Source organism: Streptomyces sp. GLSS-08, assembly GCF_056387915.1.
In genome coordinates, this window is sequence record NZ_JBWJAQ010000028.1 from 33953 (window position 1) to 60820 (window position 26868).

Sequence of the window (26868 nt, forward strand, 5' to 3'; positions counted from 1 at the left end):
TCGCGGACCCCGGCCGTTCGGCGCCCCGGTGGTCACCGCCCCGTATGCGGCGGTGACCACCTCAGCCCGGGAGGCACCGTGGAGATCCTGTCCTCCGGCGTCCAGTCCGACGCCCACCCGAGCCCAGCCGAGCCAGCAGCTCCCGGACGACGTCCGTACCGCGCAGCGTCAGCACCGACTCCGGGTGGAACTGCACCCCCGCGAACCCGGGACCGCGCAGGGCGTGCACCTCCCCGGTGCCGCCGCGGCCGACCTCGATCCCCCGGGCGAGGAGCGCGGCGCTGGCCTCGTCGTCGCAGCGCGCCACGAAGCTGTTGTAGAAGCCGACGGTCTCGGTGCGCCCGAACAGGTCGACGTCCGTCTGCGCGCCCTGGTACGGCACGTCCTTCCGGACGATCTCCAGGCCCAGTTCGGCGGCGATCAGCTCATGGCCGAGGCACACGCCCAGCACCCCGTGCCGGTGCCGGCCAAGCACCTCGGCGGTCAGTGAGCGCAGGAACCGCATCTTGGGGTCGGTCCGGTCCGAGGGGTCGCCGGGGCCGGGGCCGAGGACCACCGGGCCCGCGTGGCTCAGGACCGCCTCCCGCAGCCCAGGTTCGTCGTACCGCCGCACGCTCACCTCGAGACCGGAGGACCGCAGCAGGTGCGCCAGCATCGCCGTGAAGGTGTCCTCGCCGTCCACGACCAGCGCGTGGCCGGTCAGGTCGGCGGTCCGCTCCCGCATCCGCAGCCAGAACGGCGCGAGCGCGGCCCGCCGCCCGTCGAGCGCGGCGCGCACCCGCGGATCGTCGGCCAGCCGCGGCCGTACGCCCTCGGCCGGCCGCCTGCCGGGACGCACGCCCAGCGCGGCGAGCACCCCGGCGGCCTTCGCGTGCGTCTCGGCGACCTCGCCCGCGGGATCCGAGCCGCGGACCAGCGTGGCGCCCACCGGCACGCGCAGCCGCCCGTCCGCGTCGATGTCGGCGGTCCGGATGAGGATGGGGGAGTCGAGGGTCTGCGTCCCGCCCGCGTCCCGGCCGACGAGGGCCAGCGCCCCGGCGTAGTAGCCACGCCCGCCCACCTCGTGCCGCTCGATCACCCGGCACGCGTTCTGCACCGGCGACCCGGTGACGGTCGCCGCGAACATGGTCTCCCGCAGGATCTCGCGCACGTCCAGCGAGCTCCGGCCCCGCAGCTCGTACTCGGTGTGCGCGAGATGGGCCATCTCCTTCAGCCGCGGCCCGATCACCACACCGCCCCGGTCGCCGACGGTGCACATCATCTTGAGCTCCTCGTCGACGACCATCGAGAGCTCCTCGATCTCCTTGCCGTCGGCCAGGAAGTCCAGCAGGCCCTCGGGCGTCGGCCCCTGCGCCGGATAGCGGTAGGTCCCGCTGATCGGGTTCATCACGACGGTCCCGCCGGACATCCGGACGTGCACCTCGGGGCTGGCCCCGACCAGGGTCCGGTCCCCGGTGTGCACGACGTACGTCCAGTAGGCGCCCCGCTCGCCGACCAGCAGCCGCCGGAAGAGGGCGAGGGCGTCGGCCCGGTCGAACCCCGGGATCCCGCCCTCGTACGTGCGGCGGATGACGAAGTTCGCTCCCTCGCCCCGCCCGATCTCCTCGTCCAGCACCCGGCCGACGATGCGGGCGTACTCCTCGTCGCTGACGTCGAAGCCCCCGTCCTGGACGCGCACGTCGTGCGACGGGAGCTGCGCGAGCGCCTGTTCCAGCGGGATCCGGTACGTCTCCTCGGCGGTCAGCACCGCGAGCGGCGTCCCGTCGTCACGCACGTCGAAGCCGCGCTCGCGGATCTGCCGGAAGGGCACCAGGGCCAGGGAGGGGCGCTCGCCCACGGGGATGTCGGCCAGCCGGTCGACCACGCGCACCGGGCCGAGCAGCAGCTCCACCGTGTCGTGGTCGTGGCCGGGGGTGCGCCGGCGCAGCAGGACGAAGGGGCGTGGGTCGTCGAGCAGGTCGGGCAGGTTCATCGATCCTGTTCCTTCTCTCGGGGAGGGCGGGCTCTGCGGAGAGGAACGGCCGGGCCGGAAAACACCGAAGGCCGCCCCTCGGGCGGCCTTCGCGAAGTCGTACGTACGCGCAGTCAGTGGGCCGCCGGATGAGCGGTCCACCACCAGTTCTGGGTCGAATGCGCGAACATGCGCCGCACCTTACCCGACAGCCCGGCCCGGCAACAGCGTGAACCGGACCGGTGAGGGGTTCACGAACCGCTCCGCGCGGCCATGGATGGCCAGGAAGCCCGACCGAGGAGAGAGCCATCCATCCACTGCGTTCACCCCAGTTCCGGCGCGGCCGTGCCCGCGTGCTCACCGTGCTCGCCGCGGCCACGGCCCTCGCCGCCGGCCCGCTCGACACCGCCCCCGCGTCGCCGCGCACCTCCGGCGACACCGTCGACGTCAGCTACCGAGGCCATGTGTTCACCGTCCCCGCCTCCTGGCGGGTCGTGGACCTGGAGAAGGACCCGGACGCCTGTGTCCGCTTCGACCGGCACGTGGTGTACCTCGGCACACCGGGCGACCGGCAGAACTGCTCCGCCGACCCGGCGGGGCGCACGGAAGCGCTGCTGGTGCAGCCCGCCGCGGACACCCGGACCGAGGTCACCGAGAACCGCACGGCCGGCACGTACCGCGCCACCGCGGACCGCATCGCCGTCACCGCCGCCTACGGACAGGACCGCGCGCGGATCCAGGAGATCCTGCGCAGCGCCGGTCTGCCCGTCGCCTCCGCACGGGCCGAGACGCTCACCGGGGCGCCGGCCGCCCTCCCCACCGACGCGACGTCCTTCCGGGGGAAGGGTTTCGACGCCTGCACCGCGCCGAGCCAGTCGGCCATGGACGCCTGGAAGGACACGTCCGGCTACGGCGCCGTCGGCGTCTACCTCGGCGGGATCAACCGCGCCTGCGCCCAGCCCGAGCTCACCGCGAGCTGGGTACGGACGCAGTACACCAACGGCTGGCGCTTCTTCCCGCTCTACGTCGGCCGGCAGCCCACGTCCGACGGCGGCAGCTGCGGGAGCGGCTGCGCGGCCATCACGGACCCGGTGCCGCAGGGCACGGCGGCGGCCGACGACGCGGCCCGGCAGGCGGAGGCACTCGGGTTCGGCGGGGGAACGGTGATCTACAACGACCTGGAGCACTACACGCGCGGCGGGACGGTGACCCAGCGCGTCCTCGCGTACTTGGAGGCCTACACCGTGCGCCTGCACGAGCTGGGCTACCGCTCCGGGGCGTACGGCAGCGCCACCTCCCTCGTCCCGGACCTCGTCGCGAACGCGGACGGCACCACCCTCCCCGACGTGATCCACTTCGCGCGCTGGAACGACTCCGCCACCACCTCCGACCCGTCGATCCCGGCGAACCTGTGGGCGGACCACCAGCGCATCCACCAGTACGCGGGCGACCGGTCCGAGACCCACGGCGGGGTGAAGATCGGCATCGACCGCAACCAGCTCGACGTGGGCCCCTGAGCCCGCGGCCACCCGGGCGGGTCCGCCACGGCGGGCCCGCCGACGGCCGCGTGCGGCCGTCCGCGGCAGGGCACCGTCCGAGCGCCCGCCGTCTCACTTGATGAGCAGGTGGCCGGACGCCCGACACGACCCCGTAATGTTGGGGAGGTGACCGTGAACGCTAAGTCCAGCGCGAGCGCTGGCAACACCTGGCGAGACCTTCCCGCGGCGCAGCAGCCCGAGTACCCCGATGCCGAGGCTCTGCGCGATGTGATCGCGGACCTCGAGTCGTATCCGCCGCTCGTCTTCGCGGGCGAGTGCGACCAGCTGCGCGCCCGGTTGGCGTCCGTCGCCAAGGGAGAGGCGTTCCTTCTCCAGGGCGGCGACTGCGCCGAGGCCTTCGACGCGGTGTCCGCCGACCAGATCCGCAACAAGCTGAAGACACTGCTCCAGATGGGCGCCGTGCTCACGTACGCCGCCTCGGTGCCGGTCGTGAAGATCGGCCGTATCGCCGGGCAGTACTCCAAGCCGCGCTCCAAGCCGACCGAGACCCGCGACGGTGTGACGCTCCCCACCTACCGGGGCGACTCCGTGAACGGCTTCGACTTCACCGAGGCCGCCCGCATCCCGGACCCCGAGCGCCTGAAGCGGATGTACAACGCCTCCGCCTCCACGCTGAACCTGGTGCGCGCCTTCACCACCGGCGGTTACGCCGACCTGCGCCAGGTGCACGCCTGGAACCAGGACTTCGTGAAGTCGTCCCCGTCCGGCCAGCGCTACGAGCAGCTCGCCCGGGAGATCGACCAGGCGCTGAACTTCATGCACGCCTGCGGGGCGGACCCGGAGGAGTTCAAGACGGTCGAGTTCTACGCCTCCCACGAGGCGCTGCTGCTCGACTACGAGTCGGCGCTGACCCGCGTGGACTCGCGCACGGGCCGGCTGTACGACGTCTCGGCCCACATGGTCTGGATCGGCGAGCGCACCCGTCAGCTGGACGGCGCGCACATCGAGTTCGCCTCGAGGATCCGCAACCCGATCGGCATCAAGCTCGGCCCGACGACGACGGCCGAGGAGGCGCTCCAGTACATCGAGCGCCTCGACCCGGACCGCGAGCCCGGCCGTCTCACCTTCATCGTGCGCATGGGCGCGGACAAGGTCCGCGACAAGCTGCCCGAGCTGGTCGAGAAGGTCACCGCCTCCGGCGCGGCCGTCGCCTGGATCACCGACCCGATGCACGGCAACACCTACGAGGCGGCCTCCGGTCACAAGACCCGGCGCTTCGACGACGTGCTCGACGAGGTGAAGGGCTTCTTCGAGGTCCACAAGGCGCTCGGCACCCACCCGGGCGGTATCCACGTCGAGCTCACCGGTGACGACGTCACCGAGTGCGTGGGCGGCGGCGACGAGATCTTCGTCGACGACCTGCACCAGCGCTACGAGACGGCCTGCGATCCCCGCCTGAACCGCAGCCAGTCCCTCGACCTGGCCTTCCTGGTCTCCGAGATGTACCGGGACCAGTAGCAGATCAGCAGGGGTTCCGCCTGTTACGGCGGCGTGAAATGGGGCGCGGATCACACACGATCCGCGCCCCTTCCCACTTTTGCGGGGCCTCGGGCTATGGGTAAGGTTAGGTTTGCCTCACCGATCAGTCGGGACGGCATGACCCATGGATCCCGTCGGGAGGTGAGCCGCGTGTTCGTCTGCAACTGCTTCGGTGTCACCGAGGCGCAGGTGAAGCAGCACGCGCAGGCCGGTGCCTGCACCCCCCGCCAGATCGCCTCGGCCTGCAAGGCCGGCACGGACTGCGGTTCGTGCGTACGCCGCATCCAGGCCCTGCTCGGCCGCGGCGCGACCCCGCGCCCCGAGCTCATGGACCGGGGCCGGCCGGTCCTCGCCGGCGCCATGGAGTCCGCCGCGCTGGACGAGGCCGCCTAGGGCCTGTCGTTTGGATCAGGCCGACGTCGCGGGGTCTGGCGCGCACATCTGCGGCGTTGTCGTCGGTCGCCGACGCTCCGCGTCGACTCCCTCCTCCGCCTTGCAGCTGCACGCGCCAGACCCCGCTCGGGTCGATCAGGACGAACCGTCGGTCACAGCCGGCCTGATCCAAACGACAGGCCCTGGCCCTCCCGCCTCCCGCGGCGGCTCAGCCCTCCGGCTGCTCGATCAGCTGCGCGATGTAGAGCGCCTCGCCGAGTTTCTCCACCAGTTCCAGCTGGGTGTCCAGGTAGTCGATGTGGTGCTCCTCGTCCGCGAGGATCGACTCGAAGATGTTCGCGGAGGTGATGTCGCCCTTCGCGCGCATCACCTCGATCCCGCGCCTGAGGCGGTCGATCGCCTCGACCTCCACCTGCCGGTCCGCCTGGAACATCTCGGTGACCGTCTGTCCCACCCGGACGTGGAAGAGCCGCTGGTAGTTCGGCAGGCCGTCAAGGAAGAGGATCCGGTCGGTGAGCAGCTCGGCGTGCTTCATCTCGTCGAACGACTCGTGCCGCGTGTACTTCGCGAGCTTCGTCCAGCCGAAGTTCTCCTGCATCTTCGCGTGCAGGAAGTACTGGTTGATCGCGGTGAGCTCGGCGGTCAGCTGCTCGTTGAGGAATTCGAGGACCTCGGGGTCGCCCTGCATCGCAGAGGCTCCTTCCAGGCGGGAAGTGGGCAGGTTGCGCCGCATCCTCGCACCGGCACCCGGGGCCGTCCAGTAAGTGCACGCTTAGTATGAGTTGCCCGAATCAGGACAGGCCTGGTCATGTGCACCGTCCCAGGTCTGTCAGGATGGAGTCATGGGTCAGCCGGTGGAGCGTGAATCTGGAGAAGCGGCACAGCCGGACCTCCCCCCGGGGCAGCGACTTCAGCGCGGCTGGCCGGTCACGCACTACGGCCCGGTGCCCAAGTTCCGCCCCGAGCGCTGGGAGTTCCGGGTCTTCGGTGCCACCGCCGACCAGGAGAAGCGCTGCTGGACCCACGAGGAGTTCACGGCCCTGCCGTACGCCACCGTCGTGGCCGACCTGCACTGCGTGACGAAGTTCAGCATGGTCGGGGCCGAATGGGGCGGCATCCCCGCGCGCACGATCCTGCGGATCGCCCCGCCGGCTCCCTCCGTCACCCACGTGATGGTCTGGGCCGAGTACGGCTTCAGCTCGAACCTGCGGCTCGACGACTTCGCGTCCGAGCGCACGATCTTCGCCACCCACAAGGACGGCGAACTGCTCACCGCGGAGCACGGCTTCCCGCTCCGCCTGGTCGTCCCGCACCTGTACGCCTGGAAGGGCCCCAAGTGGGTCCGCGGCGTGGAGTACATGACGGCCGACCGCCGCGGCTTCTGGGAGGAGCGCGGCTATCACAACGTCGGCGACCCCTGGCGCGAGCAGCGGTACTCCTACCAGGAGGAGCCCGGGGACGGCCCCGAGATCTGACCCTCCCGATGCGGGCGTCAGTGGTGGTACCGGTGCACCACCGCGTGGCCCTTGCCGCGGCCGATCATCCACCGGTTCACCGGTGTCGTCACCACGAAGGCGACCGCGAGCGAGATCGCCAGGGCGCCCCAGAACAGCAGGTCGTCGAGGTGCGCCTCCATGGCGCCCGGCCACAGGGCGATCACGGTGTTGTCGATCAGCTCCATCACCGCGATGGACAGCGTGTCCGCGGCCAGTGCGACCCGCAACGCGGTCCTGACGGCGACACCCGCCCCGAGGATCCCGCGCAGCGTGAGCGCGTATCCGAAGAAGAAGGCCAGGATGATGGCCAGGACCATCGTGGGCACGTTGCCCCAGCCGAGCGCGGTCCCGACCACCATGCCGAGCACCTCGCCGATGGCGCAGCCGGTCAGGCAGTGGAGGGTGGCCCGGGCGGCCGTCGCCCAGGTGACCGGGGCGTGGGCGTCGGTGTGGTCGTGGTCGTGGTGAGCGTGTCCGGTGTGCGCGTCGTGCTGCATGAGAAGCCCCCAGCGTCAGTTATCGGTTCCCGCACCTGACAGGAACCGTATACCCCCCTGGGGTATTCCTCGACGAGGTCCGTCGTCGCGGAGTTTCTTCAGCCGCTCGATGTCCGCCGCGTGCCCCTCCCTGCCGCCGGGGGTCTCGATGACGAGGGGGACGCCCGCGGTGGCCGGGTGGGTCATCAGCGCACGGAACGGGTCCTCCCCTATGTGACCGGAGCCGATGTTCGCGTGGCGGTCCTTGTGGGCGCCGACCACGTCCATGGAGTCGTTGGCGTGGATCAGCCGCAGCCGGCCGGCGCCGACGGTGGAGACCAGCAGGTCGAGGGTCTGGTGCATCCCGTCCGGCCCGGTCAGGTCGTGGCCCGCCGCGAAGATGTGGCAGGTGTCGAGGCAGACGCCCAGCCGCGGATGGGCGTCGAGCGCCTCGAAGTAGGGCGCGAAGTCCCAGGTGCGGGAGCAGAGCGAGGCACCCTGGCCGGCCGTCGACTCCAGCAGCAGGTACGGGTCGTCGTCGTGGGTCAGCTCGTCGAGCAGCGGCAGCATCCGCTCCCGTACCTGCGCGAGGGCCGTGGCCCGCTCCCGTCCGCCGGTGGCGCTCCCGGTGTGCACGACCACGCCGAGCGCGCCGATCTCCCGGGCCCGGCGCAGGGAGTGGCGCAGCGACAGCACCGACCGCTCGGCGGTCGCCTCCGTGTGCGAGCCGAAGTTGATCAGATACGGGGCGTGGACGTACGCCGGGACCGACTCGGCGGCGCAGGCCGCGCGGAACGCCTCGTCCTGCTTCGGGTTGCCGGCCGGGGTCGCCCAGCCGCGCGGGTTGGCGACGAAGACCTGGACGGCTTCGGCGCCCACCTCGCGCGCATGGGCCAGGCCGACGGTGGAGAGGCCGCCCGCCACCGGGACATGGCCGCCGACGGGGTTGCGGAGCTGCTTGCTTGTCACGCCCTTCAGGGTGTCACGCGCTCCCGTGTGCTCAGGCCCCGCATGTCCCCGGGGCCCGACCGGCCCGCCCCCGGGGAGCGGCCGGGTTCGCTCAGCGGATCTCGATCGTGATCGTCGACCCCTTGGGGGCCTTGTCCCCGCCGTCCACCGACTGGTTCTCGACGGTGTCCCCGAAGAGCCCGAGGAGCCCCCGGTCCTTGTCGACCTCGAACCCGGCGTCCTCGAGCCGCTGCGTCGCCTTCTCCACGCTGTCGCCCACGACGTCCGGGACCTCGACCATCTCGGGGCCCTTGGAGAGCGTCAGCGTCACCGTGTCGCCCTCGGCGAGCCGCCGTCCGCCGTCCCCCTTCGGCTTCTGCTCGACGACCTCGTCCTTGTCGAACTCCGACGACGTGACCCGCCCGGCGGCGACCTTGACCTTCAGGCCCGCGTCCTTGAGCTCCTCGGTCGCGTCCTCGACCGACGAACCCGTGACGTCGGGCACGTCCACCGCCCTGCCCTTGCTCACCGTGATCGCGATGGCCGACCCGGCGTGCCGCTCGGTGCCGGTGGCCGGGTCCGTACCGATCACGGCCCCCTTGGCGACCTCGTCGCTGAAGTCCCGCGTCACCATGCCGGCCGCCAGGCCCGCCGACTTCAGCCGGTCCCTGGCGCCGCTCAGCGTCTCGCCCTCCAGATCGGGCACCTTCACGAGCTCGGGCCCCTTGGAGATGGTCAGCGTCACCGAGTCGTTCTCCCGGATCCGCTCGCCCACCCCCGGGTCGATCCCGCTGACCCTGCCGCGCTTGACGGTGTCGCTGAAGTCGCGCTCGACCTTCTCGACGTCCAGGCCGGCCGCTTCGAGCCGGTCCCGCGCCTGCGCCTCGGTCTTCTCCAGCACGGGCGGGACCTTGGTGAACTGGCCGGAGTTGATGTACCAGACGCCCGCACCGACGCCGAGCACCAGCAGCACGGCCGCGACGATCGCGAACAGGCCGCGCCTCGGCCGCGTCCCGCGCCGCCGCGGCGGGAGCGGCGGACTCTCGAAGCGGCTCGTCCGGTTCAGTGCGGCGTCGTCCTCGTTCACTGGCAGCGGCCGCTGCCCGGACAGTGAGCGCGGGATCACGCTCGTCCGGTCCTCGGCGTTGTCGTGGTCCGCGGTCACGGCCTTCGGCGGTACGGCGTCCAGCTGCTCGGGGCTCAGCCCGCCCCGCGCCTCCAGCACCTGCGCGAGCATCGCCACCGCGTCGTACGGGCGCGCCTCGGGGTCGCGGGCGGCAGCCGAGGCGACCAGGTCGTCGAGGGCCGGCGGCAGCCCCGGCACGGCGGCCGACGGCGGCGGCACGTCCGCGTTCAGGTGCCGGTAGAGCACCTGGGCGGGGGAGTCGCCGGAGTGCGGCTTCTCGCCGGTGAGCATCTCGTAGAACACGACGCCGCACGCGTACACGTCGACGCGGGGGTCGGCCGTGCCGTGCTCCATCTGCTCGGGGGCCAGATAGGAGACGGTGCCGAGGACGGACCCCGTGGTGCTCGTCACCGTGTCCACGGCCCGGACGAGACCAAAGTCCGCCACCTTGACCCGGCCGTCGTCCCCTATGAGGACGTTCTCCGGCTTCATGTCGCGGTGCACGAACCCCGCGCGGTGTGCGGCGCCGAGTGCGGCGAGCACCGGCTCCAGGATGTCGAGCGCGGCCCGCGGCTGCAGCGCCCCGCGCTCGCGCAGCACGTCACGCAGGGTGCACCCGGCGACGTACTCCATGGCCAGGTAGACGTACGACCCGTCCGTCCCCTGGTCGAAGACCTGCACCACGTTCGGGTGGGCGAGCCGGGCCACGGACTTGGCCTCCCGGATGAACCGCTCGACGAAGGAGCCGTCGGCGGCCAGCGTGGGGTGCATCACCTTGAGCGCGAGCACGCGGTCCAGGCGGGTGTCCAGGGCACGGTAGACCGTGGCCATCCCGCCGACCGCGATCCGCGCGTCGACGCGGTAGCGGCCGTCGAGCACCTGCCCGACAAGCGGGTCCTGAAGGGTCGTATCCACGCAGGTGAGTCTACGAGCCGCCGCCGTCCCGCCCACCCGCTCCGCCCGTTCCGGGGGCGGAATGCAGCAGACCTGTGACTGTTGTGCGGCCTCGCGGACGCGCTCGTGGACGGCGCTCGCGTCAGAAGGCGGGGCGCTCGGGATCCAGCCGCGCACGCCCCTGAACCGGGGAGGACGCCTCGGCGAAGTGCCTGCGCGGGATGCGGCCCGCCCGGTAGGCCAGCCGCCCCGCCTCGACCGCGTGCCGCATGGCGTCGGCCATCAGCACCGGCTCCTGGGCCCGGGTCACGGCCGAGGCGAGCATCACACCGGCGCACCCCAGCTCCATGGCGAGCGCGGCGTCCGAGGCCGTACCGGCTCCCGCGTCCAGGATGACCGGCACGCGCGCGTGCTCCACGATCAGCTGGAAGTTGTGCGGGTTGCGGATCCCGAGGCCGGAGCCGATGGGCGAGCCCAGCGGCATGATCGCGGCGCAGCCGACGTCCTCCAGTCTGCGCGCCAGCACGGGGTCGTCGTTCGTGTAGGGCAGCACGGTGAAGCCGTCGTCGACCAGCGTCTCGGCGGCGTCCAGCAGCTCGATCGGGTCCGGCAGCAGGGTGCGCTCGTCGGCGATGACCTCCAGCTTGACCAGGTCGGTGCCGAGGGCCTCGCGGGCCAGCCGGGCGGTCAGGACGGCCTCGCCCGCGGTGAAGCAGCCCGCCGTGTTCGGCAGGACGCGGATGCCGAGCCGGTCGAGCACGGACAGCACCGAGCCGTGCGCCTGTGGGTTCACCCGGCGCATCGCGACCGTCGTCAGTTCCGTGCCGGAGGCCGCCAGCGAGCGCTCCAGCACGTCCGGGCTGGGGGCGCCGCCGGTGCCCATGATCAGGCGGGACGAGTAGGACGTACCACCGAGGACGAAGGGGTCGTCGGCCATGGGGTCAGCCTCCTTGGACGGCGGTGAGGACTTCGACGCGGTCTCCCTCGGCGAGGGCCGTCGCGGCCCACCGGGTGCGCGGGACGACGGTCTCGTTCAGGGCGGCGGCGACCCCGGAGGGGGCCGCGGTGAGGGTCGCGACGAGCGCGTCGAGCGCCGTGCCCGGAGCGACGTGCCGCCGCTCCCCGTTGACGTGGATGTTCATGCGGGCTGCTCCGTGCGGGCCGTGCTGAAGCGTTCGGGTGTGAAGGGGCGTGCCTCGTCCGGGAGTTCACCGGTGGTGAGGACGTGCGCCATGGCGTCGCCGGTGACCGGGGTGAGCAGCACGCCGTTGCGGTAGTGGCCGGTGGCCAGCAACAGGCCGTCGAGCCCGGTCGGGCCGAGCAGCGGCGCGTTGTCCGGCGAGCCGGGGCGCAGTCCGGCGCGCGTCTCGGTCAGCGGCAGCTCGGTGATCCCGGGGACCAGTTCGTGCGCGTCGCGCAGCAGCTCGTACACCCCGCCCGCGGTGACCGTGGTGTCCCAGCCCAGCTCCTCGCTGGTGGCGCCCACGACCAGCTCGCCGCTCTCGCGGGGCACCAGGTAGACGTGGCTGCCGCGCACGACGGCGCGCACGGTCCGGCTCAGGAACGGCGCGTACAGCTTCGGCACGGTCAGCCGCAGCACCTGCCCCTTCACGGGGCGCACCGGCGGCAGCAGGTCGTCGGGGACGCCCGCCAGCCGTCCGCTGAGGCTGCCCGCGGCGAGGACCACCTGGCCGGCCCCGAGGGCGGTGCCGTCGCGGGTGAGCACGCCTGCGGCCCGGCCCCGTACGACGGTCAGGCATTCGGCCCAGGTGCGGTGGAGGACCACTCCGGCCCGCTCGCAGGCCGCGACCAGGGCGGCGGCGAGCCGGCGCGGGTCGACCTGGTGGTCCCCGTCCACCCGCAGCCCGCCGCGCACACCCGGGGCGAGCATCGGCTCCAGACGGCGGCAGTCGCGACCGCTGAGCCACTCCGAGTCCAGGCCGGACCGCTGCTGCAGGGCGTGCAGTTCGCGCAGGTGCGCGCGGTCGTCGGCGTCCAGCGCGACGGCGAGCGTGCCGCACCTGCGGTAACCGGGGTCGAGGCCGGTCACCTCGGTCAGCTCGGCCACGAAGTCCGGATAGCGGCGCGCGGAGGCCAGGTTGAGGCCCAGCAGGGTCTGCTCGCCGTAGTGCAGTTCGGTGACGGCGGCCAGCATGCCTGCGGCCACCTGCGCGGCTCCGCCGCCCGGCTCGGGGTCGACGACCGCGGTGCTGAGTCCCCGTTGTGCGGCCCGCCAGGCGGTCACCAGCCCGATGATGCCACCGCCCACGACGAGGACGTCCGGGATGTCCGCGGACCCCGGTGCGGTGGGCGCGGCGTGCGACATACGCGACATGGGCGTCCAGCCCCTCCCTTCGCCGGCATGACCCGGATCAGGTTCGTACGGTCGGAGGCCGCCCAGCCTCCCTCTCAGCCCGGTGCGTCCGGGCTCCCGCGTGTGCTCTACGTTGGCCAGCCTAGCCCGTCACCCCGGACCCCAGTAGAGGAGTTCCCCGCATGACCCGCTCGCTCGACGGCCTCGTCCTCGCCCCGGTCGCCGACCAGGCGCCGGGCCAGGTCGGCACCCGCACCCGGTTCACCTACCACGAGCGGAACGGGGAGATCTGGGCCGAGTACTCGGGCGGGGATGTCGTACGAGGTCATCTCGTGGGTAGGCGTGAGGGTGACCGCCTCGACTTCCGGTACGTGCAGCTGAAGCACGACGGAACGACCTCTTCCGGGCACTGCGTGTCCTCGGTCGTCGAGCTGGCCGACGGACGGGTACGGCTTGAGGAGAGCTGGCAGTGGGAGTCGCAGGAGGGCAGCGGGACGAGCGCGGTGGAGGAGATCACCCCGCGCACCCGATGACTGATGGACCGTCAGGTGTCTATGGTGATCAGGTGAGCGAGCAGACGCGGGCTGAGGAACGCACGGCGCGGCAGGTCGTCGTCGTGGGCGCGGGCATGGCCGGGGTGCAGACCGCCGTCGCCCTGCGCGAACAGGGCTTCGCCGGCACGGTGACGCTGATCGGCGCGGAGCCGCACCAGCCGTACGACAGGCCGCCGCTGTCCAAGGCGGTGCTGCTCGGCAAGGCCGAGGGCTCCGCCTTCGACGTCGACTTCGAGGCGCTCGGCATCGGACTGCGCCTCGGCTGCGAGGTGCTCGGGGTGCGCCCCGCGGACCACGAGCTGGACACCGCCGAAGGTCCCGTGCCGTACGACGTCCTGGTCCTCGCGACCGGAGCGGAACCGATCCGGCTGCCCGGCACGGAGGGCGTCCCCGGAGTCCATCTGCTGCGCACCCTGGACGACGCCGAGCTGCTGCGCCCGGTCCTCGCCGAGCAGCACGACATCGTGGTCGTCGGCGCGGGCTGGATCGGTGCCGAGTTCGCCACCGCGGCGCGCGAGGCCGGCTGCACGGTGACCGTCGTCGAGGCCGCCGACCGTCCGCTGGCCGGGGCGCTGCCTCCCGAAGTGGCCGCGCCCATGGCGGCCTGGTACGCCGACAGCGGAGCCGCGCTGCGCACGCACGCGCGCGTGGAGCGCGTCGAGCCCGGCGCCGTCGTCCTCGACGACGGCTCCCGGGTGCCCGCGGGCGCGGTCGTCGTCGGTATCGGGGCCCGCCCCGCGACCGGCTGGCTCACCGGCTCAGGCATCGAGCTCGGCGCCCACGGCGAGATCGTGGCCGACGCGCACCTGCGCACCTCCGCGTCCGACGTCTACGCGGTCGGCGACTGCGCCTCCTTCCCCTCGGGGCGGTACGAGGGCCGCCTGCTGGTCCACCACTGGGACAACGCCCTCCAGGGACCGCGCGCGGTGGCGGCGAACATCATCGGCGAGACCCCCGTCGCGTACGACCCGGTGCCGTACTTCTGGTCCGAGCAGTTCGGGCGCTTCGTGCAGTACGTGGGCCACCACGCGTCCGCCGACACCACCCTGTGGCGCGGCGACCCGTCGGGCGCCGCGTGGACGGTGTGCTGGCTGCGCGAGGGCCGCCTCGTCGCCCTGCTCGCGGTGGGCCGGCCCCGGGACCTGGCCCAGGGACGCAAGCTCATCGAGGCGGGCACGCCGATGGACGCGGTCGCCCTGACGGACCCGTCGAAGCCGCTGAAGGCGGCCGCGGCGTAGCGGCTGCCGTCCCGGCCGCCCCGGCCCCCCTCCCCAGGTCGGACGGGCCCGGCTTCCGACTGTCGGTCCCAGATGGCAGGCTTGTCCCGTGACCGAGATTGACGCAAAGATCGATGCTCTCGTCCCCGACTGGCTCACCCTTCCCGACATCGCCGAGATGCTCGGCGTCGAGGTGACCCGCGTCCGGCAGCTGGTGAAGGACGGCCAGCTCATCGCCGTACGCCGTGGTGAGAACCGCGCGCTGCACGTCCCCGCCGCCTTCATCGACGGGGCCGAGCAGAAGGTGGTCAAGGGCCTGTCCGGCACCCTGACGCTCCTGCGGGACGACGGCTACAACGACGAAGAGATGCTGGAGTGGCTCTTCACCCCCGACTCGACCCTGCCCGGCACCCCCGCGCAGGCTCTGAGCGAGAATCGCGGCACGGAGGTGAAGCGCCGCGCCCAGGCGCTCGCCGTCTGATCCGACGACAACCTCCGGTGTACGGACCACGGCCCGCCGGCCCGCCCGGCCGCCGCGGTCCGTACACCGCCGACCACGGGGGACTCAACGATGCCCGAGACCGGTGCCGCCGCCCGCGCACAGCTCGCCGACGCCCGCCTGTACCTGTGCACGGACGCCCGCAAGCGCCAGGGCGACCTCCCCGAGTTCCTCGACGCGGTCCTGGCGGGCGGTGTCGACCTGGTGCAGCTGCGGGACAAGAGCCTGGAGGCGGCGGAGGAGCTCGCGTGCCTGGAGCTGTTCGCGGACGCCTGCCGCCGGCACGGCGCGCTGCTCTCGGTGAACGACCGGGCGGACGTGGCCCACGCGATCCGCGCCGCGCATCCGGCCGGCGCCCAGATCCTCCACCTCGGCCAGGGCGACCTGCCGGTCCCCGCGGCCCGCGCCGTCCTCGGCGACGACATCCTGATCGGACGCTCCACGCACGCGGAGTCCGAGGCCGCGGCCGCCGCGGTCCAGGAGGGCGTCGACTACTTCTGCACGGGTCCCTGCTGGCCCACCCCTACTAAGCCCGGCCGCCACGCGCCGGGCCTCGATCTGGTCCGGTACACCGCCTCGCTGGACACCGACCGCCCCTGGTTCGCCATCGGCGGCATCGACCTCGGCAACGTGGACCAGGTCCTGGAGGCCGGCGCCCGCAGGGTCGTCGTCGTCCGGGCGATCACCGAGGCGGACGATCCGGGAGCGGCGGCCGGCGCGTTCGCGAAGCGGCTGCGGGACGCCCCTGCGCCGCGGTGACGCCCGGTGTCCGAGGGATGGACAAGAAGCCGACGAATCCGGACGAATCCCATCTCTCCGGTTGGGTGACCGGCGTCCCCTGGCTAACCTGCGAACATGGCCTCCGGATCTGCTTCCACCAGGACTGATCGCGCACGCACCGTGCGCGACATGCTCGCGACCGGCAAGAAGACGTACTCGTTCGAGTTCTCCGCGCCGAAGACCCCCAAGGGCGAGCGGAACCTGTGGAACGCGCTCCGCCGGGTCGAGGCCGTCGCGCCCGACTTCGTCTCCGTCACCTACGGAGCGGGCGGTTCCACGCGAGCGGGCACGGTCCGGGAGACCGAACAGATCGTCGCCGACACGACACTCACCCCGGTCGCCCACCTCACCGCCGTGAACCACTCCGTCGCGGAGCTGCGCAACATCATCGGGCAGTACGCGGACGCCGGGATCCGGAACATGCTCGCGGTGCGCGGCGATCCGCCCGGCGACCCCATGGGCGAGTGGGTCCCGCACCCCCAGGGCCTGGCCTACGCGGCCGATCTCGTCCGGCTGATCAAGGAGTCCGGTGACTTCTGCGTCGGCGTCGCGGCCTTCCCCGAGATGCACCCGCGGTCCGCCGAATGGGATCTGGACGTCGCGCACTTCGTCGACAAGTGCCGCGCGGGCGCCGACTACGCGATCACGCAGATGTTCTTCCACCCCGAGTCGTACCTGCGCCTGCGCGACCGGGTCTCCGCGGCCGGCTGCGGCACCCCGGTGATCCCCGAGGTCATGCCGGTGACGAGCGTGAAGATGCTGGAACGGCTGCCACAACTCAGCAACGCCTCCATCCCGGCGGAGCTGAAAGAGCGGATCCTCACAGCCAAAGACGATCCGGCGGCTGTACGCTCCATTGGCATCGAGTTCGCCACCGAGTTCTGCGCGCGACTGCTGGCCGAGGGAGTTCCCGGCCTGCACTTCATCACGCTCAACAACTCCACGGCGACACTGGAGATCTACGAGAATCTCGGCCTGCACCACCCACAGCGGGCCTGGACCGGCCGCGCCGGTGTGCGACACACTGCGTAGCGGTTACTGGGAGAGGGGCGTACATGGGCTGGACGGTCCTCTACATCGCGTTCGGGATGGTCGCGCTGTGGCTGCTGGGTGAGGTGCTGCTGCAGTACAAGGCGCGGCTGCGCTGGCGGCTGCTCGCCTTCGGCGGTTTCCTCTGCGTCGTCGTCGGCGTGCTGATCCCCTCCGTGGTGGTCATCGGACTGGGCGCCGCCGCCTTCGCGGTCGGGCAGACGTACGTCACGCTGTCCTTCCGCCGCGGCTTCTCGACCGGCTGGGCCATCGGCGGCCGTCCGGGCGCCAGCAAGCGGCGCCGCGGCGAGCAGGGCCGCCAGGAGCCCGCGCCGGAGGTCTCCGGTGCGGAGGCGACCGGCGACCGGCCGTACACACGCGACGACGACTACGACCCCGACGACGTCTTCACGCCCGCGCAGCCGTCCGCCCCCGCGGCCACCGCCGTCTACGAGCCGCAGCCGCTGCCCGACGACACCGGTTCCTACGGCGTCTACGACGAGAACGCGTACGCCGGCAACCCGCCCCAGGGCACCGGCCAGCCCCAGGACCAGCAGGCCTACGCCTACGACAGCTACGCGGGATACGACCAGCAGCAGTACGGCTACGACACCGGGCAGCAGCAGTACGCGGCCTATTCCGACCCGTACATCGGCACGCAGACCTACGGCAGCGCCCCGTACGACACCGCCGCCTACCACGGCCAGGCGTACGGGCAGCAGAACCACGACCAGTCCCAGTACACCGGGACCTCCGCGGGCGAGACCCCGCCCGGCGGCGTGTGGGTGCCCCAGCAGCGCAACGCCGAGGATCCCTACGGCGGCGAACTCCCGCCGGAGCAGCCGTATCCCTACCAGGGCGACGGCAACGGCAGCAGCACCGGCTACGACGAGCAGTACCGGTACTGACCCCCAGGAGCGCCGCCACGGCCACCGCGTCCGTTGAGGAGCCCCGGTGGCCCGGAGCCCCCGGTCACCTCACTGTGAGCCCGGAGCCCCCCGGGTCACCTCACTGCGAGCCCCGGAAGTCCGGCCCCTCCACGACGAGGCCGGTGACGAGCGCACCCGACATCCCCGCGTGCGGCAGCCCGCCGCCGGGGTGTGCCCAGCCGCCGACGGCGAACAGCCCCGGCAGCGCGGTGCTGTTCGACGGGTGCAGCAGCCGTCCGTCCGCCGCCGCGAGCGCCGGGGCGGGCACCGCGCCACCGGCCGCGCCGGTCGCCTCGGCGATGTCCGCGGGCGTCTGGACCTCGTGCCACAGAAGACGGTCGCGGAGCCCCGGCAGGGCACGCTCCGCGACGCCGAGCAGCCGCTCCACGTCCGGTGCGGACACCTCCAGACCCGCCGGGACGGTCGCGGTCAGGGTCACCGCCTCGTGCTCCGCGTCCGGCGCCGACGCCGGGTCGTCCGGGCGCAGCAGCGTGAGGGTGGGGGCGGCGGCGAGCCCCGGAGGGTCGCCGAAGAGCCGGTGCAACTCCTCGTCACGGTCCGCCGCGTGCACCACGGTCCGGTGGGCCGCCCCGGCCGGCCGGCCGCCTCTCAGCGCCAGCAGCACCGTCAACCGGCTCGCCGCGCCGCGCTGCGCCGGGACGACGCCGGCACCGCCCCGCAGCGCCGTGCCCGGGGCGAGGGCCTCCAGCACACCCGGAGCGACCCCCGCCACCACCAGGTCGGCCTCGGCGACCGTGCCCGCGCTCCCGCCGAGCTCTACGCCCGCCGCCCGCCCGTCCTGCACGACGATCCGCGCGACCCGCGCACCGAACACGAACTCCACCCTGCGGTCCAGGCACCGCTCGTACACCGCCCGGGCCAGCTCACGGACGCCACCGCGCACGTACCAGGTGCCGAAGGCGTGCTCCATGTAGGGCAGGACGGCCGCCGCCGCGGGGGCGGTGCGGGGGTCGAGCCCGTACGCCAGGGCATGGCTCTCCAGCAGGGCGGTGAGCCGCGGGTCGCGCAGCTCCCGGGCGCCGACCTCGGCGAGCGTGGCGGCCCGCCGGGTGCGCAGCAGACGCCTGTGCGGCACCGCCGGGTAGGGCTCGCGCTCGGCCAGCACCGGCCAGTTCGGCCAGAGCGGCTCCTCCAGGAGGGGCCGGCGGGTGCGGTCCCACGCCTCGCGCGCCCGCACCAGGAAGTCGCCCCAGCGGGCCCCCGCGCCGACGCCGAGCGCCTCGTCCAGGGCGCTGACGACGCCCGCGCGGGAGGCGTTCGACAGGGCGACCCGGGTGCCGTCGGCGAAGACGTGCTGCGCCGACGGGTCCACCTGGACCAGCTCGGCGCACGCCTCCAGCGGCTCCTTGCCGGTCTTGACGAACAGGTCGCGGTAGACCGCGGGCAGCGTCAGCAGTCCCGGCCCGAGGTCGAAGGAGAATCCGTCGCGCTCGAAACGGCGCAGCGCGCCGCCGTACGTCGCCGCGCGCTCGTACACCACCACCCGGTGGCCCGCGACGGCCAGCCGGGCGGCGGCCGCCATCGCGCCCATCCCGGCGCCGATCACCGCAATCCGTGCCATGCCAGGGACTTTATCGGCCGCCACCGAAAGCCCGGCGCGCGGCCGTCAGCCGGGCGGCCACGCCGTCCGCGCCGCGAGCCGCCGCTCCTCCCGGCGCTGGGCCCTGCGGCGCAGAAAACGCCGGATGCGGGAGACCAGGAAGTAGAGCACCAGCAGTCCGGCGAGCAGCAGGACGCCCGCGATGACGGCCGCTGCCTGCGGGTGGAACATCGCGAAGGTGAGGATCCCGGCGACCCCGAGATCCTCGGCCAGGCTCACGATGATGTTGCTGAACGGCTCGGGAGAGCTGTTGATCGCCATCCGGGTGCCGGCCTTGACCGCGTGGCTCGCCAGCGCCGTCGAACCCCCGACGGCGCCCGCCGCGAGATCCGGGAGCGAACCGCTCTGTCCGGCGAGCAGGGCCCCGACCACCGCCCCCGACACGGGCCGGATCACGGTGTGCACCGAGTCCCACACCGAGTCGACGTACGGGATCTTGTCGGCGACCGCCTCGCAGAGGAAGAGCACCGCGGCGGTGATCAGGACCTCCGGGCGCTGCAGGGACTCCGGCACCTCGTCGCTCAGGCCGGTCGCGCCGAAGACGCCGAGGAGCAGCACCACCGCGTACGCGTTGATGCCGCTGGCCCAGCCGCTGGTGAAGACCAAAGGGAGTACGGACACGGACGCGATCGTATCCAGGCGGCGCCGCCGCGTCCTGGGCCCCTGTGCCCACGGCTGAGTAGGTGTACTCAGCCGACGGGATGAGTAGCCGCACGGATGGGCTCGACCTGCGGAAACGGCAGAGTGGAGGCACGGAGAGGGGCGCGGCTCCGGCACCGCCGGCACGGGGCGGCGGAACGGAGCCGGGCCCTCGACCGCTCCTTCCGCCGGCATTCGGTGGGAGCGAGGCACGGGGGACTCGGTGGACGACCGCACCGGGCCGACGGGGCACGGGGGAGTACGGGGGAGTACGGAAAGGCGCCGGTTCGGGGCGGCCCGCGGGGGACGCGGCCGGATCGGACCGGCGCCTTCGTGCACCCGCCGCATCAGCGGCTGCCGCTCACGCGGACCGGCGCCTTCGCGTGCCGGCCGGCTCAGCGGCTGCCGCTCACGCGCCCCTGGAGGAGCCGGGACAGCGCCGCGTGCACGTCGTCCAGGGATCGCTCCGGCTGGAACGCCTGCCAGTCCAGGGCGGCCACGAGGACCATGCCGACCAGCGCCGCCGCCGTCAGGGGGATGTCGAGTTCGTCGCTGAGCTCGCCGTTCGCCACACCGTCGCGCAGGACGTCCTCGACGACCGCGACCGCCTGCTGCCTGACCACCATCAAGGTGGACTGCCAGGCCCGGTTGGTGCGCCACAGCTCGGCCACGTACAGCTGGGTGAACGCGGGATAGCGGTCGATGAAGACGAGCCCGGCCCTGATCATCGCGTCCAGCGCGTCGACCTTGCTGCCGCCCTCCCGCGCCGCCGTCTCGGACGCGTCTCTGAGGGACGCGGTGAGGAGCCCGACGCCGTGCCGCAGCAACTCCTCGAAGAGGACCGACTTGCTCGCGAAGTTGTAGTAGACGGTGCCCTTCGCGACTCCCGCCCGTTCGGCGATCTCGTCCACGGTGGTGGCGGAGAACCCCTGTTCGGCGATGAGGGTGACGGCCGCCTCGTAGAGCTTCTGCCGGGTCGCCTCGCGACGGCTGCTCCCGGCCCCCGTGGCACTGGTGCTTTCCATGGCCTTGATTCTCACAGGAACGGTCACAGGGTCAGCTCCGGGTGCAGCCGGTCGAGCGTCCACACCTGCTTGCGGCGGGCGGAGACGGCGGTCAGGGCGAGGGCGCCCGCGGTGAACGCCACGAGGACGGCGCACGCCTGCCAGACCGGACCGAGCCCGCCGCCCGTGATGAGCCTGCGGAGGGCGTCGACGACGTGGCTCATCGGCAGGAACGGGTGGATGGCGTTGAAGAACCCGGGACTGGTCTGCACGGGGTAGGTGCCGCCCGCCGAGGTCAGCTGGAGCATCAGCAGGGCGAGGACGAGGATGCGGCCCGCGGCCCCGAAGCGCGCGTTCAGCCACTGCACGATCGCCGCGAAGCACGCCGTCACCAGGAACAGGAAGCCCACCGTCCCGGCCGCCCGGACCATGTCGAGACCGACCAGCCAGTGGAGCACCGACATCAGGGCGGCGGTCTGCAGGACGCCGAGCGCCGCGACCGGCAGCCAGCCCGCCAGGGTGATGCGCCAGGCCGGGGCGCCTGCCGCGAGCGCGCGTCGGCTGAGCGGCGGGATCAGCATGTACGCCACCATCGCGCCCACCCACAGGGAGAGCGGAATGAAGTACGGCGCGAATCCGGTGCCGTAGTTGGGCGCCTTGTGCAGGTCCCGCGAGGCGAGCTGCACCGGATCGGACATGACCTGGGTGCGCTGGTCCCGGTCGTTCTCGTCGTAGTCGGGGATCCTGCCCGCACCGTCGTGCAGGCCGCCCGCCAGCTTCCCGGAACCGTCGGCCAGCCTGTACATGCCGCCGTCGAGGTCGACCGCGCCCGTCCTGAGCTTGCCGATGCCGGTGTCGAGATCGGCGGCGCCGCTCCTGGCGGTGCCGAGCCCCGTGTGCAGCGTCTTGGCGCCCTTGGCGACCTTCCCGGCCCCGCTGTTCAGTTCGTTGATCCTGGTGACGGCGTCGTCGAGGTCCTCGGAGAGGTGCGGCGAGCGCCTGGCGAGACTCCGGGCCTGCTTCTCCAGGGTGGCCAGGTTCTTGTCGAGCGTGTCGAGGTCGCCGTCCTGGTCGCTCACGAGCGTGTTCACGTCGTCGGCGACCGTCGCCACGTCCGCCGCGGCCTGCTTGGCCTTCTTGAGTTCCGGGCACGCCGGGTCGGGCACCACCGCGGTCTCGCAGCGCGCCCTGTGGATGCGGTCGAGAGTGTCGGAGGCGGTGCGGGCGCCCTTGGCGGCGGCCGGGGCGGTCCTCACCAGGGTGTCGAGGTTGTGGCGGACCGCGGACGCCGAGTCGGCGACCAGCCGGGCCGTGTCGCCGATCGTCTTCTCGTTGTCCTTCAGGAAGGGGCGTACGCCGGCGGCGACCCCGTTGACCTTGTCGGCGAGCGTCTGCGTGCCGTCGGCCACCCGCCGCGAGCCGTCCTCGAGGTCGCCCGCTCCCTTGTTGAGCTTCCGCAGGCCCGAGGACAGCTTTCCGCTGCCCGCCTCGGCGTCCTTCAGGCCGTCGGCGAGAGCCTTGGAGCCCTTCTTGGCCTTGCCGATCCCGCCCTTGAGCCTGTCGGCCCCCTTGGCTGCCTTGACCGTCTCCCCGTGGATGTCCGAGAAGGAGATGAAGATCCGGTCGAGGAAGGACCGTGAGGCCTTCGTGGACGCCGCCGTGCGCACCTCGCTGAAGACCGTCCGGGAAATCTGCCCGACGATGTAGTTGTTCGCGTCGTTCGTACGCACCTGGAGCGCGCCCGTCTCGGGGGAGTCCCCGGAGCTGGACGCGATCCGCCGGCTGAAGTCCTCCGGCATGGTGAGCGACAGGTAGTACGTGCCGTCCTCGACGCCCCTGCGGGCCTCGGCGGCGCTCACCTCGTGCCACTCGAAGGTGTCGCTCTCGTGCAGCCCCCTGGTGATGTCGTCGCCGGCGGTCAGCTTCCGCCCTGCGGCGGTCGCCCCCGCGTCGTCGTTCACCAGCGCCACGGGGATGCGGTCCAGGCGCCCGTACGGGTCCCAGAACGAGTACAGGTAGAGGGCGCCGTAGAGCAGGGGCAGCAGCAGCAGGGCGGCCAGTGCCGCGCGCGGCAGCCTTCCCCTGCCGAAGCGCCGAAGCTCAAGCGCGGCCAGTTTCGGCGAGCGCATCAGCCGTCTCCTTGTCGTCGTCCTTGTCGGCCCTGTCGGCCCTGTCGTCCATGCGACCGTTGCGTTCCTTACGGTCCTCGTGGTCCTCGTGGTCCTCGTGGTCCTCGCGGTCCGTGTGGTCCCCGTGGTCCTCGCGGACTTCGTCGTGCCGGTCCGCGTGCCCGGGTTCGTCCCGCCGGCCGGGGGCGTGTCCCGCGTCCGGGCCGGGCTCTTCGGGTGCGGGGCCGGTGGAGACGACGACGGCTCCCTCGGGGGCCTCACTGCACACCGCCACGACCGTGGTTCCCGACGCGGCCAGCGATCTCAGCAGGGCCCAGACCTCCGTCCGTTCGGCGTCCGACAGCTTGAGGTCGGTGTCGTCGACGGCCAGCAGCCGCGGTTCGCCGACCAGGGCCAGCGCGACGGAGAGCCGCAGTGCCTCCAGCCGCTCCAGGTCGCGCACGGCCGTCCGCGTTCCCTTGGGCAGGGCGGCGGGGTCGAGCCCGGCGGCCCGGAGGGCCCGTTCGGCGCGCTGTCCGGCCTCGGCCAGCCGCTCGGCACGGGGGCGCAGGAGTCCGCGCACGGTGTCGCGCAGCGGGCCGGTGAACCGGCGTTGCAGCAGCGCCCGTTCGAGGAGGTGCTCCCCGACGGTCAGGGCGGGTTCCAGGTCCGTGACGCCGGGGACATGGGCGAGCGCGCTGATCCCGCGTACCGCCGCCATCTGCTGGGGCAGCGCGAGGGGACCGACCGACGCCCGCCCCTCGGTGGGCTTCATCCGGCCGGTGAGCGCGAGCAGCAGACAGGTCCGGCCGGAGCCCGACGGTCCCTCCACCGCGATCAGCGAGCCGGGTTCCGCGTCGATGCCGACGCCCCGGAACGCCCACCCGCGGGGCCCCTTGAGGCCGAACCCCTCCGCACCGACGGCGACCGCGGCGACTGCTTCTGGCTCGCCCATGTCCCCCCTCGCTCCCCTGAGGCGGGGCCGCGTAGGGCCCCTTTTGAACTGACTGGTCAGTGCAAAAACTATCTCGAACCCCTGACCGAGGCAAAAGACCAGGTCGGAACGGATTGTCAGTGCCATAGCTCACGATGGGTACATACGGCCACAGTGCCGTCACACAGACGACAGGAGGTTCGTCATGGCCACCTCTTCCGCAGCCGCCGCCCACCGGCGCGGCGCCGCCGGCCCTGCCCCCTCACTGACCGGTCCGGCGAGCGACGTGCACCCCGTGCTGCGCCGGACGACAGCTCCGCCCGCAGCCCTCGACCTGCTCGCCCAGGCCCGCGCCGGACTCGAGGAGGCGACCACCCTCGAGACGCCCAACGAGCGCTATGCCACGGCGCACCTGGCGGCCCTGCGCACCGCCGCCGCCGTGCTCGCCGCGCGGGGACGCCCGGAGACCACGCCCCGACGCCGGGCGCGCATCCGGAGCGCCTGGGAAGTGCTCCCCGAGATCGCGCCCGAACTGGCCGAGTGGGGCGCGCTGTTCGCCTCCGGAGCCGGGCGCCGGGCCCGCGCGGAAGCGGGCATACAGGGCGCGGCCGGCCCGCGTGACGCCGACGACCTGATACGCGACGTGGCCATGTTCCTGCGCCTCGTTGAGCGGATGCTGGTCCTCCAGCCGGTCCTGCCGCAGCCCCGGCAGGACGAGGACCACGAGGTCCCGGACGCGGGGTGAGCGCTCGCCGTCGTGATCCACCGCGTGATCCACCGCGTGATCCACCGCGTGAGACGGGGAGCCGGGCACGGCGGCGGAGGCAATAGGGTGGGAGGCGCATGCAGCCTCCCAGCGGGAGGCGTCCCGATCGCTCCGCCGGACAGCAGGCGGTGCCGCGCCGAGGAGTCAACTGCCGTGTCGGACCCGATGCGCCCCCGCGCTGCCCTCCGTACCGCCGTGGTCTGGGAGGTCCTCCAGGACGCTCTCGACCGCCGCGTGAAGGCCACGGGGCGGGAATCGCTCGACGTCCTCGACACCGGGGGCGGCAGCGGCAACTTCGCGGTGCCCGTGGCCCGCCTCGGCCACCGCGTCACGGTCGTCGACCCCAGCCCGAACGCACTGTTCGCGCTGGAGCGCCGCGCCGGCGAGGCGGGCGTCGCCGACCGCGTGAAGGGCGTCCAGGGCGACGCCCACGGCCTCTTCGACGTCGTCGAGCGCGGCGGCTACGACGCGGTGCTCTGCCACGGCGTCCTGGAGTACGTGGACGACCCCGCCGAGGGTGTGCGCAACGTGGTGGACGCCCTGCGCCCCGAGGGCGTCCTCAGTCTGCTCGCCGCCGGCCTGGGCGGAGCGGTGCTCGCACGCGCCCTCGCCGGGCACTTCAAGGAGGCCAGGCAGGCGCTCGACGACCCGGACGGACGCTGGGGCGAGGGTGATCCCGTACCGCACCGCTTCACCGCCGGACAGCTCACCGCGCTCGTCGAGGGCGCGGGCCTGCGGGTCGGTGCCGTGCACGGGGTGCGGGTCTTCGCCGACCTGGTGCCCGGCGTCCTCGTGGACACCGAACCTGGCGCCCTCGACGCGCTGCTCAAGCTGGAGGCCGCGGCGGCCGAGCTCGCCGCCTTCCACTCCGTGGCGACACAGCTCCATGTGCTGGGCGAGTCCCGGGGTGCCGACGTGGCGTGAGTGGCGTGCGTGACGCGTCGCTGATCAGCGCCGGGGCGGCGGATGGAGTACGCCACAGGCCCCCCGATCGGACGCCCCGCGCCGTATGATCGAGGGAGACCACCCGGCATGACGGGTCGGCCGCCGGGGAATGCACGCTCCAGCGGGCCGGACCGCCGTGGCGGGTTCCGGTTGGCCGATTGGCGTAGAGGGGCGGGTTTCACGGGGGCGATTCCCTGCCTATCCTGAAGGGGACCCCCAGTCGCCCCGGCGACTGCACGATGAGGAGGACTCCGTGCCGCTCTCGGAGCACGAGCAGCGAATGCTCGAGCAGATGGAGCGAGCGCTGTACGCCGAAGATCCCAAGTTCGCGACAGCGCTTGAGGGAAGCGGGCTGCGTACGTACACCCGGCGACGGGTCTACCAGGCGGTCGCGGGCTTTCTGGTGGGTATCGCGCTCCTCATGGCCGGAATGGTCGCCCAGCAGATCTGGATCAGCGTGGTGGGCTTCCTCGTCATGCTGGGCTGTGCGGTGCTCGCCGTCACCGGTTGGCGCAAGGCCCCCAAGCCGGGTGAACAGCCGGCTGCCGGTACGCCGGGCGTCCGTCGTCAGCCGCGGCAGCGCCGCTCCATGATGGACCGCATCGAACAACGCTGGCAGCGTCGTCGAGACGAGCAGGGCCACTAGGGCCTGTCTGACGGGCTCTAGCCCTGCGGGTCGCCGCAGCCACAGACATCGCGTGAGGGGGTGTACTACCCGGCCCGGTAGTACACCCCCTCACGCATGCCGTCACCCGGCCCCGGACGGCGAGCCGGGCCGTCCCGCCGCGAGCGGTGGGGAGAGGGCCGGTCCGCCCGCCCGGAGAGGTGGATCGGGCCGATCCGCCCGGTGGGGCGAGGCGCGCCTCGGTCGGCTTGCGGGCCGTCCCTCCGTCCTCGGGAACCGGGCAGGGCCCAGTCCTCTCCTCGCCCGACGGCAGCCGACGGTGCCCTCTCCGCACTTCGCGGGAACCCACCACGCCCCAGCCCCCGGACGGCACCCCTTCCGCCCTCGCGGGAACCGGCGAAGCCACCTCGGACTCTCACGGGAACCGTCCCCCAGCCGTGCCGGGCACCCGCCGGCACCCCGCGCCGCAACCGCGAGAAGCCACCTCAGCCCTTTCGGGAACCGACAGGGCCCCTCCCACCCGTGACCGGGAACCGACAGGACCGACAGAGCCCCTCGCCCGGCGCCGGGCGTCGGGCGAGG

27 protein-coding genes and 1 riboswitch are annotated in these 26868 nt (G+C 72.8%); of the genes, 13 read left to right on the forward strand and 14 right to left on the reverse strand.

Translation table 11 applies throughout. The features are described 5' to 3' along the window. Positions 1 to 61: 61 nt before the first annotated feature. Positions 62 to 1972 (reverse strand): anthranilate synthase family protein, encoded by a 1911-nt coding sequence (locus AC0ZLC_RS31635; protein ID WP_476755372.1) that lies wholly within the window; start codon positions 1970 to 1972, stop codon positions 62 to 64. 113 nt (positions 1973 to 2085) lie between these two features. Next, the gene (locus AC0ZLC_RS31640) at positions 2086 to 2142 is read right to left on the reverse strand and encodes a trp operon leader peptide (protein WP_071528813.1); all 57 of its coding nucleotides are present in this window, start codon (positions 2140 to 2142) and stop codon (positions 2086 to 2088) included. A 162-nt stretch (positions 2143 to 2304) separates the two neighbouring features. Here AC0ZLC_RS31640 and AC0ZLC_RS31645 point away from each other — a divergent pair, with 162 nt between their 5' ends. From AC0ZLC_RS31645 to AC0ZLC_RS31655, 3 genes are all read left to right on the forward strand, one after another. Next, entirely contained in the window at positions 2305 to 3468 is a 1164-nt protein-coding gene (locus tag AC0ZLC_RS31645; RefSeq protein WP_476755373.1) for a glycoside hydrolase domain-containing protein, read from the forward strand. Between the two features lie 147 nt (positions 3469 to 3615). Continuing rightward, positions 3616 to 4968, forward strand: coding sequence for a class II 3-deoxy-7-phosphoheptulonate synthase (locus AC0ZLC_RS31650; RefSeq protein WP_476755374.1), 1353 nt, complete (start codon positions 3616 to 3618; stop codon positions 4966 to 4968). Positions 4969 to 5130: 162 nt separating this feature from the next. After that, on the forward strand, positions 5131 to 5382 hold the full coding sequence (locus AC0ZLC_RS31655) for a (2Fe-2S)-binding protein (protein ID WP_476755375.1): 252 nt from the start codon (positions 5131 to 5133) through the stop codon (positions 5380 to 5382). 208 nt (positions 5383 to 5590) lie between these two features. Here the strand turns inward: AC0ZLC_RS31655 and bfr are convergent, their stop codons facing one another. After that, a complete protein-coding gene (gene bfr, locus AC0ZLC_RS31660; protein ID WP_358853508.1) occupies positions 5591 to 6070 on the reverse strand; it encodes a bacterioferritin in 480 nt (159 codons plus the stop codon). A gap of 154 nt (positions 6071 to 6224) precedes the next feature. Here bfr and AC0ZLC_RS31665 point away from each other — a divergent pair, with 154 nt between their 5' ends. After that, entirely contained in the window at positions 6225 to 6857 is a 633-nt protein-coding gene (locus tag AC0ZLC_RS31665; protein ID WP_476755376.1) for a sulfite oxidase-like oxidoreductase, read from the forward strand. A gap of 17 nt (positions 6858 to 6874) precedes the next feature. On the opposite strand, the gene AC0ZLC_RS31670 is transcribed toward AC0ZLC_RS31665, so the two are convergent. The 6 genes from AC0ZLC_RS31670 to thiO form a co-directional block, all read right to left on the reverse strand. Then, on the reverse strand, positions 6875 to 7375 hold the full coding sequence (locus AC0ZLC_RS31670; protein ID WP_476755377.1) for a DUF4396 domain-containing protein: 501 nt from the start codon (positions 7373 to 7375) through the stop codon (positions 6875 to 6877). 15 nt (positions 7376 to 7390) lie between these two features. Next, a complete protein-coding gene (locus AC0ZLC_RS31675; RefSeq protein ID WP_476755378.1) occupies positions 7391 to 8323 on the reverse strand; it encodes a deoxyribonuclease IV in 933 nt (310 codons plus the stop codon). A gap of 91 nt (positions 8324 to 8414) precedes the next feature. Continuing rightward, positions 8415 to 10343, reverse strand: coding sequence for a Stk1 family PASTA domain-containing Ser/Thr kinase (gene pknB, locus AC0ZLC_RS31680; protein WP_476755379.1), 1929 nt, complete (start codon positions 10341 to 10343; stop codon positions 8415 to 8417). A gap of 121 nt (positions 10344 to 10464) precedes the next feature. After that, positions 10465 to 11259: a thiazole synthase gene (locus tag AC0ZLC_RS31685; protein WP_476755380.1), complete on the reverse strand. Its 795-nt coding sequence runs from the start codon at positions 11257 to 11259 to the stop codon at positions 10465 to 10467. Between the two features lie 4 nt (positions 11260 to 11263). Next, positions 11264 to 11464 (reverse strand): sulfur carrier protein ThiS, encoded by a 201-nt coding sequence (gene thiS / locus AC0ZLC_RS31690; protein WP_476755381.1) that lies wholly within the window; start codon positions 11462 to 11464, stop codon positions 11264 to 11266. Continuing rightward, positions 11461 to 12657 carry a glycine oxidase ThiO gene (gene thiO / locus AC0ZLC_RS31695; RefSeq protein WP_476755382.1) on the reverse strand — a complete coding sequence of 399 codons (1197 nt, stop codon included), beginning with the start codon at positions 12655 to 12657 and terminating at the stop codon, positions 11461 to 11463. Before thiO ends, thiS begins: the two co-directional genes overlap by 4 nt. Then, positions 12655 to 12767: riboswitch (TPP riboswitch) on the reverse strand. Its footprint overlaps the gene before it by 3 nt. 51 nt (positions 12768 to 12818) lie before the next feature. Here thiO and AC0ZLC_RS31700 point away from each other — a divergent pair. The 6 genes from AC0ZLC_RS31700 (at position 12819) to AC0ZLC_RS31725 (ending at position 17623) form a co-directional block, all read left to right on the forward strand. Further along, the gene (locus tag AC0ZLC_RS31700) at positions 12819 to 13169 is read left to right on the forward strand and encodes an avidin-fold protein (RefSeq protein ID WP_476755383.1); all 351 of its coding nucleotides are present in this window, start codon (positions 12819 to 12821) and stop codon (positions 13167 to 13169) included. Positions 13170 to 13201: 32 nt separating this feature from the next. Then, complete coding sequence (locus AC0ZLC_RS31705; protein WP_476755384.1) at positions 13202 to 14428, forward strand: NAD(P)/FAD-dependent oxidoreductase; 1227 nt, start codon at positions 13202 to 13204, stop codon at positions 14426 to 14428. A gap of 88 nt (positions 14429 to 14516) precedes the next feature. Further along, positions 14517 to 14888, forward strand: a complete 372-nt coding sequence (locus tag AC0ZLC_RS31710; protein WP_476755385.1) for an Rv2175c family DNA-binding protein — start codon at positions 14517 to 14519, stop codon at positions 14886 to 14888. A gap of 90 nt (positions 14889 to 14978) precedes the next feature. Next, on the forward strand, positions 14979 to 15665 hold the full coding sequence (gene thiE / locus AC0ZLC_RS31715; RefSeq protein WP_476755386.1) for a thiamine phosphate synthase: 687 nt from the start codon (positions 14979 to 14981) through the stop codon (positions 15663 to 15665). 96 nt (positions 15666 to 15761) lie between these two features. Beyond that, complete coding sequence (gene metF, locus AC0ZLC_RS31720; protein ID WP_476755387.1) at positions 15762 to 16718, forward strand: methylenetetrahydrofolate reductase [NAD(P)H]; 957 nt, start codon at positions 15762 to 15764, stop codon at positions 16716 to 16718. A gap of 23 nt (positions 16719 to 16741) precedes the next feature. Further along, entirely contained in the window at positions 16742 to 17623 is an 882-nt protein-coding gene (locus AC0ZLC_RS31725; RefSeq protein ID WP_476755388.1) for an SCO2102 family sporulation regulator, read from the forward strand. Between the two features lie 100 nt (positions 17624 to 17723). Here AC0ZLC_RS31725 and AC0ZLC_RS31730 read toward each other — a convergent pair whose 3' ends face one another. From AC0ZLC_RS31730 to AC0ZLC_RS31750, 5 genes are all read right to left on the reverse strand, one after another. After that, a complete protein-coding gene (locus tag AC0ZLC_RS31730; RefSeq protein ID WP_476755389.1) occupies positions 17724 to 19226 on the reverse strand; it encodes a phytoene desaturase family protein in 1503 nt (500 codons plus the stop codon). Between the two features lie 45 nt (positions 19227 to 19271). Continuing rightward, positions 19272 to 19886, reverse strand: coding sequence for a DUF4126 domain-containing protein (locus tag AC0ZLC_RS31735; RefSeq protein ID WP_476755390.1), 615 nt, complete (start codon positions 19884 to 19886; stop codon positions 19272 to 19274). Positions 19887 to 20299: 413 nt separating this feature from the next. Beyond that, positions 20300 to 20929: a TetR/AcrR family transcriptional regulator gene (locus AC0ZLC_RS31740; protein ID WP_476755391.1), complete on the reverse strand. Its 630-nt coding sequence runs from the start codon at positions 20927 to 20929 to the stop codon at positions 20300 to 20302. Positions 20930 to 20952: 23 nt separating this feature from the next. Continuing rightward, positions 20953 to 23037 carry a YhgE/Pip family protein gene (locus AC0ZLC_RS31745; protein WP_476755392.1) on the reverse strand — a complete coding sequence of 695 codons (2085 nt, stop codon included), beginning with the start codon at positions 23035 to 23037 and terminating at the stop codon, positions 20953 to 20955. Further along, positions 23009 to 23971 (reverse strand): ATP-binding cassette domain-containing protein, encoded by a 963-nt coding sequence (locus AC0ZLC_RS31750; protein ID WP_476755393.1) that lies wholly within the window; start codon positions 23969 to 23971, stop codon positions 23009 to 23011. The genes AC0ZLC_RS31745 and AC0ZLC_RS31750 overlap by 29 nt, the downstream gene beginning before the upstream one ends. Positions 23972 to 24155: 184 nt before the next feature. On the opposite strand from AC0ZLC_RS31750, the gene AC0ZLC_RS31755 reads away from it, so the two are divergent. The 3 genes from AC0ZLC_RS31755 (at position 24156) to AC0ZLC_RS31765 (ending at position 26307) form a co-directional block, all read left to right on the forward strand. Beyond that, complete coding sequence (locus AC0ZLC_RS31755) at positions 24156 to 24695, forward strand: SAV_6107 family HEPN domain-containing protein (RefSeq protein ID WP_476755394.1); 540 nt, start codon at positions 24156 to 24158, stop codon at positions 24693 to 24695. 174 nt (positions 24696 to 24869) lie between these two features. Continuing rightward, positions 24870 to 25640 carry a methyltransferase gene (locus tag AC0ZLC_RS31760; protein WP_476755395.1) on the forward strand — a complete coding sequence of 257 codons (771 nt, stop codon included), beginning with the start codon at positions 24870 to 24872 and terminating at the stop codon, positions 25638 to 25640. A gap of 274 nt (positions 25641 to 25914) precedes the next feature. Beyond that, positions 25915 to 26307: a DUF3040 domain-containing protein gene (locus tag AC0ZLC_RS31765; protein WP_476755396.1), complete on the forward strand. Its 393-nt coding sequence runs from the start codon at positions 25915 to 25917 to the stop codon at positions 26305 to 26307. The last annotated feature ends 561 nt before the right edge of the window (positions 26308 to 26868 follow it).

What these genes read in the sequence shown, in the direction of transcription:
- AC0ZLC_RS31635 (WP_476755372.1), bottom strand. Translation starts at nt 1,972, where the DNA reads ATGAACCTGCCCGACCTGCTCGACGACCCACGCCCCTTCGTCCTGCTG.
- bfr (WP_358853508.1), bottom strand. Translation starts at nt 6,070, where the DNA reads ATGCAGGGCGACCCCGAGGTCCTCGAATTCCTCAACGAGCAGCTGACC.
- AC0ZLC_RS31665 (WP_476755376.1), top strand. Translation starts at nt 6,225, where the DNA reads ATGGGTCAGCCGGTGGAGCGTGAATCTGGAGAAGCGGCACAGCCGGAC.
- AC0ZLC_RS31670 (WP_476755377.1), bottom strand. Translation starts at nt 7,375, where the DNA reads ATGCAGCACGACGCGCACACCGGACACGCTCACCACGACCACGACCAC.
- AC0ZLC_RS31685 (WP_476755380.1), bottom strand. Translation starts at nt 11,259, where the DNA reads ATGGCCGACGACCCCTTCGTCCTCGGTGGTACGTCCTACTCGTCCCGC.
- thiS (WP_476755381.1), bottom strand. Translation starts at nt 11,464, where the DNA reads ATGAACATCCACGTCAACGGGGAGCGGCGGCACGTCGCTCCGGGCACG.
- thiO (WP_476755382.1), bottom strand. Translation starts at nt 12,657, where the DNA reads ATGTCGCGTATGTCGCACGCCGCGCCCACCGCACCGGGGTCCGCGGAC.
- AC0ZLC_RS31700 (WP_476755383.1), top strand. Translation starts at nt 12,819, where the DNA reads ATGACCCGCTCGCTCGACGGCCTCGTCCTCGCCCCGGTCGCCGACCAG.
- thiE (WP_476755386.1), top strand. Translation starts at nt 14,979, where the DNA reads ATGCCCGAGACCGGTGCCGCCGCCCGCGCACAGCTCGCCGACGCCCGC.
- metF (WP_476755387.1), top strand. Translation starts at nt 15,762, where the DNA reads ATGGCCTCCGGATCTGCTTCCACCAGGACTGATCGCGCACGCACCGTG.
- AC0ZLC_RS31725 (WP_476755388.1), top strand. Translation starts at nt 16,742, where the DNA reads ATGGGCTGGACGGTCCTCTACATCGCGTTCGGGATGGTCGCGCTGTGG.
- AC0ZLC_RS31730 (WP_476755389.1), bottom strand. Translation starts at nt 19,226, where the DNA reads ATGGCACGGATTGCGGTGATCGGCGCCGGGATGGGCGCGATGGCGGCC.
- AC0ZLC_RS31740 (WP_476755391.1), bottom strand. Translation starts at nt 20,929, where the DNA reads ATGGAAAGCACCAGTGCCACGGGGGCCGGGAGCAGCCGTCGCGAGGCG.
- AC0ZLC_RS31745 (WP_476755392.1), bottom strand. Translation starts at nt 23,037, where the DNA reads ATGCGCTCGCCGAAACTGGCCGCGCTTGAGCTTCGGCGCTTCGGCAGG.
- AC0ZLC_RS31750 (WP_476755393.1), bottom strand. Translation starts at nt 23,971, where the DNA reads ATGGGCGAGCCAGAAGCAGTCGCCGCGGTCGCCGTCGGTGCGGAGGGG.
- AC0ZLC_RS31755 (WP_476755394.1), top strand. Translation starts at nt 24,156, where the DNA reads ATGGCCACCTCTTCCGCAGCCGCCGCCCACCGGCGCGGCGCCGCCGGC.